This window comes from Enterobacter cloacae complex sp. 6730903 (assembly GCF_048283985.1).
Lineage (GTDB): Bacteria > Pseudomonadota > Gammaproteobacteria > Enterobacterales > Enterobacteriaceae > Enterobacter > Enterobacter hormaechei_C.
This window is the reverse complement of the sequence record NZ_JBLVXX010000094.1, coordinates 1-4,657: the sequence shown is the minus strand read 5'-3', so window position 1 is coordinate 4,657 and position 4,657 is coordinate 1. Positions and strand designations below refer to the sequence as shown.

At 61.7% G+C, this 4,657-nt stretch carries 5 protein-coding genes and 1 pseudogene; 1 reads left to right on the top strand and 5 read right to left on the bottom strand.

Translation table 11 applies throughout. The features are described 5' to 3' along the window. From ACNQ0W_RS24655 to ltnD, 3 genes and pseudogenes are all read right to left on the bottom strand, one after another. The coding region (locus ACNQ0W_RS24655; protein WP_162270389.1) for a class II aldolase/adducin family protein at positions 1-423 on the bottom strand (423 nt) is incomplete at its 3' end. Next, positions 416-1,668, bottom strand: a pseudogene (gene otnK, locus ACNQ0W_RS24650) (3-oxo-tetronate kinase). The pseudogene otnK and the gene ACNQ0W_RS24655, both read right to left, overlap by 8 nt. Positions 1,669-1,679: 11 nt before the next feature. Continuing rightward, positions 1,680-2,582, bottom strand: coding sequence for an L-threonate dehydrogenase (ltnD, locus tag ACNQ0W_RS24645; protein ID WP_002903955.1), 903 nt, complete (start codon positions 2,580-2,582; stop codon positions 1,680-1,682). 261 nt (positions 2,583-2,843) lie between these two features. Here ltnD and ACNQ0W_RS24640 point away from each other — a divergent pair, with 261 nt between their 5' ends. After that, on the top strand, positions 2,844-3,605 hold the full coding sequence (locus tag ACNQ0W_RS24640) for a DeoR/GlpR family DNA-binding transcription regulator (RefSeq protein WP_002210513.1): 762 nt from the start codon (positions 2,844-2,846) through the stop codon (positions 3,603-3,605). A gap of 20 nt (positions 3,606-3,625) precedes the next feature. Here ACNQ0W_RS24640 and ACNQ0W_RS24635 read toward each other — a convergent pair whose 3' ends face one another. Together ACNQ0W_RS24635 and ACNQ0W_RS24630 are read right to left on the bottom strand one after the other, a co-directional pair. Next, complete coding sequence (locus ACNQ0W_RS24635; protein WP_002904004.1) at positions 3,626-4,486, bottom strand: extended-spectrum class A beta-lactamase SHV-12; 861 nt, start codon at positions 4,484-4,486, stop codon at positions 3,626-3,628. Next, positions 4,407-4,657: hypothetical protein (locus tag ACNQ0W_RS24630; protein WP_222859296.1), on the bottom strand; the 251-nt coding region annotated here is incomplete at its 5' end. The genes ACNQ0W_RS24630 and ACNQ0W_RS24635, both read right to left, overlap by 80 nt.

Below are 4,657 nucleotides of genomic sequence, written 5' to 3'. Positions count from 1 at the left end.
TCCCCTGGGCGAAATGCGCCTGGTAAGCAGAGTTTTTGAAATGTAAGGCCTTTGAATAAGACAAAAGGCTGCCTCATCGCTAACTTTGCAACAGTGCCCGAGCCCCTGCAGGCAGGAGAGCGCGGTCAGATAGTGGCTGTGCAAGTGGACGATCGCCTTGCAGGCCGGGTTGTGCAAATAGACCGCCCGGTGAAAAGTGACCTCTTTCGACGGTTTGTCGCCGGAGATCCATTCCCCTTGCAGCGTCACCACCGACAACCGCTGAGCCTGCAGTTCGCCGAGGCAGGCGCCGGTCGGCGTCGCCAGCAGGTTGCCGTCCGGCAGCAGCAGCGACAGATTGCCAGCGGAGCCGGTGGCATAGCCGCGGCTAAACAACGAGGCGCCAATCTGCACCATTTCCTCTCGCAGTTGTTGCTCAGTCATGACGAAACTCCTGCTGGGCACGGGCAAAGAACTGGATATCGCCGAAGTTACCTGACTTCAGCGCCAGGGAGAGCGGCTGGCGGGTGTCACGCACCCAGGGCACGCCAGGGGAGATGGTCGGCCCAATATGGAACGCCTCAACCCCCAGGGTCTGCGCCACAATGCTCGACGTTTCCCCTCCGGCCACAATAAAGCGGGTAAATCCGTTCGCCTTCAGGGCGGCGGCAAGAGCGGCAAACAGCTGTTCCACCCGTTCGCTGCTGGCCTTGTCGCCATACTGCGCCTGGATCCGCTGCAGCGTTTGCGGCTCGGTGGTGGCATAGATCATCGGCGCCAGCGGCGCATCGCGCTGCGCGTCCACCCAGTCAGTCAGCGTCCTGACGTAGCTCTCCAGATCGGTAAAGCAGGCGCTTAAGTCGACGGCGCGGGCGGGGGCCTGTTGACGATAGGCCGCCACCTGGCTGTTGGTCATCACCGAGCAGGAGCCCGAGAGCACCACCGCCGGACCGGCCAGCGGCATGCCGGCCTGAGCGCTTTCCCCCCTGGCGCCATGGCGCTGCGCCCAGTCGCGGGCGAGGCCGATGGCGAGGCCGGAACCGCCGGAGACCAGCTTCATCTCCCGCAGCGCCACGCCCTGGGTGAGCAGATCCTGTTCGCTGAGGGCGTCGAGCACCACATAGCGCACCGCCGGATCGTTGACTGCCGCCAGCGCGGCGGCGACCGGGCGACAATCGGCCAGGCAATCAGCGCGGCTTTTCCGCGCCCTTGGCGCTCAATTAAGCGGCCCAGGTGCGCATCCTCCATCGGCGTCACCGGATGGTGGCGCATCCCGGACTCATTCAGCAGTTGCTCGCCGACGAACAGATATCCCTGATAGACCGTGCGGCCGTTAACCGGCAGCGCCGGGGAAATCACCGTCCGCGTCTCACCTAGCTCGGCCAGCAGGGCATCCAGCACCGGGCCAATGTTGCCCTGCGCGGTGCTGTCGAAAGTGGAACAGTACTTGAAATAAAACTGCTGACAGCCCTGGGCCTGCAGCCAGCGCAGGGCCGCCAGCGACTGGCTGACGGCCATTTCCGCCGGGCAGGAGCGGGTTTTCAGGCTGATGACCACCGCCTCGCTGGTCAGCGGAATATCGCGGGTCGGCACGCCATTCAGTTGCACCGTCGGCATGCCGTTGCGCACGAGGAAGCTGGCAATATCCGTGGCGCCGGTGAAGTCATCGGCAATGACACCAAGCTGCATGTTGTCTCTCCTCACTGTTTATGGCCCGGCAGGGTGATGCCGTTGAAAATCTTGATCACCGCGCTGTCATCTTCCCGACCGAATCCGGCATTACTGGCGGAGGTGAACATATTCAGCGCGGTGGTAGCGAGCGGCAGCGGGAAGGTCAGCGCCCGGGCAGTGTCATTCACCAGCCCGAGATCTTTGACAAAAATATCGACAGCGGATTTTGGCGAGTAATCGCCATCCAGGACGTGCTGCATGCGATTCTCAAACATCCAGGAATTACCCGCCGCGTGGGTGACCACGTCATACATCGTCTCCAGTGGGATCCCGGCGCGGGCGGCAAGCGCCATCGCTTCGGCGGCAACGGCGATGTGCACCCCGGCCAGCAGCTGATGGATAATTTTTACCGTCGAGCCAAGACCAATGTCGCTCCCGATGCGGTAGACTTTGCCGGCCACGGCGTCCAGCACCGGCGCGAGTCGGGCAAAGGCGGCATCGCTCCCGGAGGCCATCACCGTCATGTCGCCGGCGGCCGCTTTCACGGCGCCGCCCGATACCGGCGCGTCGAGCATCAATAGCTGGTACTCCGCCAGCGCCTCGGCAATGGCCTGAGCATCGGCGGAGGCGATGGTGGACGACACCATCACGACGGTGCCCGGCTTCAGATGGGCGGCGAGGCCGCTCTCGCCGAACAGGATCCCCCGCACCTGGGCGGCATTGACCACCAGCAGCACAACTGCATCCAGTTCCGCGGCGAACGGCACCGCGCTGGGGCCCGCGCCTTTGGCGCCCGCCGCCAGCAGTGCGCGACAGTTGTCGGGATTGATGTCAACGCCCCAGGTGTTCAGGCCCGCCTGCAGGCAGGCGCGGGCGGCGCCCATGCCCATTGAACCCAGTCCAATCACGCAGACGTTAGTGTGTGCAGCCATGCTGGTCTCCTTGTGAACATTAGTTAATTAATGTGATTTAATGATAGAATAAAGCGTTATCATGTGAATTTATGTGAGAGTTATCACGAATAACCCACATGAATATAAAAAATTCACAGGCGGAAAGAGGCTGCACAGCGGCGATTCTTGCCCTAAAATAGCGTAAAAAACAGCGGCAAAGCGCGATAACAACACCGGGTGTCGCCAGGGCCGTAGCCTGGGTGGTGACGCCTGGTGTGAAAAAATGGTAAGGGGAGAGCGGTGATTCCAATAGAACGACATCAGCGTATTTTAGCCCTGGTGGAGCAGCGTGGGGCGGTAAGCATTAACGAGCTGACGGAGATCCTCGGCGTGTCCCATATGACCATCCGTCGGGACGTCAGTAAACTGGAGGAGCAGGGGCTGCTGGTCAGCGTCTCGGGCGGCGTACGCGCCGTCAGCCGGCTGGCCGCGGAACCCAGTCATCTGGTGAAAAGCACGCTGCAGAGTGAGGAGAAACAGGCGATCGGCGCGCTGGCGGCGAGTCATATCGCTAAAAACAGTTGCATCTATCTGGATGCCGGGACTACCACCCTGGCGCTGGCGCGGGCGATCCTCGACCGGAACGATCTCCAGGTGGTCACCAATGATTTTGAGATAACCCAGCTGCTGATCGATGCCAGCCAGTGCGGCGTGATCCACACCGGCGGCACTCTGTGCCGGGAGAACCGCTCCTGCGTGGGCGAATCGGCGGCGCGTACGTTACGCCACCTGGCTATCGATACGGCCTTTATCTCCGCCAGCGGCTGGGACAGTCGCGGGATATTCACCCCTGATGAGAACAAGGTTACCGTCAAGGAGACCGTCAGCCAGGTCAGCGCGAGAAGCATCCTGCTGTGCGACAGTTCGAAATACAATCAGGTGGCCACGTTTATGGCGTTACCTTTGACCCGGTTCACCACCATCATTACCGACCGGCATCTTTCCGATGCCGCCGCCAGTCATATCGCCCGGCACGCCTGCGAGGTGCTGCGGGCCGGATAACGCGCGCGGCCACCGCCGGCTTAGCGTTGCCAGTGCTCGATCAGCGCCGCGCCGATCCCGGCGATTTGCTGATTTCGCTCGGCCATGCTCGCCGGCGTATCCCGCAGATAAATCACCACAATGCGCTCTGCTTTGTTATTCGGGCCAAGCAGGGCGACAATCCCGCGCGCACCCCGCTTGCTAGCTCCGGTCTTATCGGCGATAAACCAGCCCGCCGGCAGCACGGAGCGGATCAACGGTCCGGCGACCCGATCGTCCACCATCCACTGCAGCAGCTGCCGTTGCGAACGGGCGCTCAGACGCTGGCTGGTCAGCAGCTTGCGCAGGGTCGCGGCCATGCTGGCCGGGGTAGTGGTGTCGCGGGCGTCGCCGGGAAGCGCCTCATTCAGTTCCGTTTCCCAGCGGTCAAGGCGGGTGACGTTGTCGCCGATCTGGCGCAAAAAGGCAGTCAATCCTGCGGGGCCGCCGACGGTGGCCAGCAGCAGATTGGCGGCGCTGTTATCGCTCATGGTAATGGCGGCGGCGCAGAGTTCGCCGACCGTCATGCCGTCGGCAAGGTGTTTTTCGCTGACCGGCGAGTAGTCCACCAGATCCTGCTGGCGATAGTGGATCTTTCGCTCCAGCTGTTCGTCACCGGCATCCACCCGCGCCAGCACTGCGCCGCAGAGCACTACTTTAAAGGTGCTCATCATGGGAAAGCGTTCATCGGCGCGCCAGGCGGTCAGCGTGCGGCCGCTGGCCAGATCCATTTCTATCATGCCTACGCGGCCCGACAGCTGGCTTTCGCTTTGTTTAATTTGCTCAAGCGGCTGCGGGCTGGCGTGTACCGCCAGCGGCAGGGTGGCTAACAGGGAGATAATACACAGGCGAATATAACGCATAACCACAATACATCCTTGAGTGAAGGCCGATAAAGGCGAGTAAAGAAGCGACAAATAAGAATAACCCGGCGTTGGCACTGTTGCAAATAGTCGGTGGTGATAAACTTATCATCCCCTTTTGCTGATGGAGCTGCACATGAACCCATTCAAAGGCCGGCATTTTCAGCGTGA

Coding starts and splice junctions, on each gene's coding strand:
- ltnD (WP_002903955.1), bottom strand. CDS start 2,582: ATGGCTGCACACACTAACGTCTGCGTGATTGGACTGGGTTCAATGGGC.
- ACNQ0W_RS24635 (WP_002904004.1), bottom strand. CDS start 4,486: ATGCGTTATATTCGCCTGTGTATTATCTCCCTGTTAGCCACCCTGCCG.